The sequence below is a fragment of the Desulfobacula sp. genome (assembly GCF_021107415.1).
In genome coordinates this window covers 1-2,867 of sequence record NZ_JAIOSW010000154.1, presented here as the reverse complement: position 1 = coordinate 2,867, position 2,867 = coordinate 1, and the positions used below count along the sequence as shown (strand labels likewise).

Below are 2,867 nucleotides of genomic sequence, written 5' to 3'. Positions count from 1 at the left end.
TGTGTGGATTGTACTCTGGGCGGGGCAGGTCACGCGCTTGCAACAATCGAAGCAATACTCCCTGAAGGGGTGCTGATCGGCATTGATCAGGATTTGGATGCCATTAATCATGCTAAAAAGATTTTACATCCATTTAAAGAGAATGCGCTATTGTTCCACAGCAATTTTTCTGATCTTCCAACAATTTTGAACTCTAACGGGATAAAGGGTGTAAATTCAATACTCCTTGACTTAGGCTTTTCACTAAACCAACTGAAAAACGGCAACCGCGGATTTAGTTTTAACAAGAATGAACCATTGGATATGCGAATGGATATTCGAAACGATCTGACAGCCTTTGAGATTGTCAATTCATTCCCGGAGAGTGAGCTGATAACTATTTTCTTTAAATTTGGTGAAGAAAAATTTTCAAGACGGATTGCAAAAAAAATTGTGGAAACAAGAAAGACTACACCCATTCATACAAGTTTAAAACTTGCACAAATTATTTTAGAAGTCATCCCTGCAAAGTACAAATTTAAGCAGCGCATTCATCCTGCTACTAGAGTGTTCCAGGCCATAAGAATTGCTGTAAACAGGGAATTGGACCAACTTGAAAAATTTATGCAAATCGTACCCTCACTTCTTTTAAAAGGGGGACGGCTTTGTATTATTTCTTTCCATTCCCTTGAAGATCGTATCGTAAAGCATGCATTACGCAAATTCGAGAACGGCTGCACATGTCCAAAAGATCTTCCCATCTGTTTATGCGGATTTGTTCCACAGATGAAATCGGTTTTCAAAAAACCTTTGGTGCCCACAAAAAAAGAGATAGAATTCAACCCCATGGCAAGAAGTGCCAAATTAAGGGTGGCTCAAAAAATTTAATATATGACGATTAAAAATAACATACCCAAAAAAAATATCCAGGCAAAGAAGCCGGGCTTTTGCTGGTTTGTCGTTATTTCTATCATATTTTGTGAACTTTTGGCTTATACCTGGATCAGGACAGAATCCGCCCAGACCATATTACGGGTATCCAGGAAACATGAAACGTTTGTAAAAAAGATGTCTTACCGCAAGGCTTTATCTGTTGAAAGAGACCGACTGAAATCAGACGACCGCATAACCCGAATTGCAAAAACCAGGCTAAACCTTTCTAGGGATACGGTAAATCAAACTATTTATATGACAGATTCTCTGGCAAATCCTCCGACAAATGCTCTGGCAGGGAGAAAAAAATAATGTCAAAGAATTTTAACAAAGGGATGCAACAAAGAATTGGTGTTATTCAGGTTCTGATTGTCATCTCGATTTTTATTATGGGGGCCAAATCCTTTGACATCCAAATTTTCAAAGCCCGGGAACTGACACAAAAAGCTGAAAATGATTATTCCCGGCACATCACTATCAAGGGAGAAAGAGGCCAGATTCTGGACAGGAACATGAACAAACTTGCAACCAGCATTGATGCCATCTCCGTCACTGCCTGTCCTTTAAAAATAAAAAACCCGATTTCTACTGCTAGAAAACTTTCCAAAATATTGAAGATTGACCGGAAAAAACTCCAGGGTACTCTTTCCTCCAAACGGTTATTCGCCTGGATCGCCAGAAGAGTCTCCCCGGACCAAGCCAATCAGATTCGACAATTGAATCTAAATGGAATTTATTTTGAAAATGATTCTAAAAGATTTTACCCCAACAGGAACCTTGCAGCGCAGGCTGTTGGATTTACGGGATCTGAAGACTCCGGACTTGAAGGCCTTGAGTATAAATACAATTCAGTTCTGGAAGGCAAGTCCCTGAAAATCAAAGTCAAGCGGGACGGGAATGGAAGGCTTTTTGATCTTGATAAAAAAAGAAGATCTCAGCTTAAAGGGAAATCCATTGTCCTGACCATAGACAAAAAAATTCAATTTTTAAGTGAGCAAACCCTTGAAAGAACTGTAAAAACTCATCGGGCAAAATCAGGGATCGCCCTGGTTATGAGACCGCAAACCGGAGAGCTTCTGGCAATAGCGCATTTCCCACAATTCAATCCAAATAATTTTAAAGGCTATAATAAAGCGGCCTATAGGAACCGTGCCGTTACCGATGCATTTGAGCCGGGATCTGCCATGAAGGTCTTTACAGCAGCCGCCGCACTCGAAAAGGGATTTTCTCCTAAATCCATCTTTTTTTGTGAAAACGGTACATATAAAATTGGAACATTTACCATTCATGACACCCATCCTTATGACTGGCTTTCCATTAACCAGATCATTAAATTTTCAAGTAATATAGGCGCTGTAAAAATTGCAGAAACACTTGGGGATAAAGCCTTGTATAATTATTTTGCTGATTTTGGATTTGGAGACAGAACCTGGATTGGATCTCCGGCAGAAACATCCGGCAATCTGATCCCCTATCAAAAATGGTCTAGAATCGATGCCGGTGCCATCTCCTTTGGCCAGGGTGTTTCTGTTTCTGCCATACAGCTTATCTGTGGTATCAGTGCAATTGCCAATAACGGTAATCTTATGAAACCCCTGCTGATAAAAAAAATCATATCCAATAATGGTGAGGACTCAAGAGTATACCACCCTGAAATAATCCGGAGAGTCATTTCATCAAAAACGGCCCGACAGGTTAAAAACATGATGAGTCTCGTCGTAAAAGAGGAAGGTACCGGTGTAAAAGCTGCCATGGAAGGATGGACAGTATGCGGGAAAACCGGAACTGCTCAAAAAGCCTTAAAAAACAAAAAAGGATATTCAAAAAACAATTACATCTCAGTTTTTGCCGGATTTGCACCAGAGGAGAATCCAAAACTTGCAATTCTCGTGGTGATTGATGAACCCAAAAAACAATATTATGGCGGAGATGTGGCAGCCCCGGCCTTTAAAACT

Annotated in this window: 3 protein-coding genes; all 3 read left to right on the top strand. The window is 40.3% G+C overall.

The window, feature by feature from the left end:
• The coding region (gene rsmH, locus K8S13_RS08495) for a 16S rRNA (cytosine(1402)-N(4))-methyltransferase RsmH (RefSeq protein WP_291461935.1) at positions 1-867 on the top strand (867 nt) is incomplete at its 5' end.
• Between the two features lie 3 nt (positions 868-870).
• A complete protein-coding gene (locus K8S13_RS08490; RefSeq protein ID WP_291461934.1) occupies positions 871-1,224 on the top strand; it encodes a hypothetical protein in 354 nt (117 codons plus the stop codon).
• A partial coding sequence (locus K8S13_RS08485) for a penicillin-binding protein 2 (RefSeq protein WP_291461933.1) occupies positions 1,224-2,867 on the top strand: 1,644 nt, incomplete at its 3' end. The genes K8S13_RS08490 and K8S13_RS08485, both read left to right, overlap by 1 nt.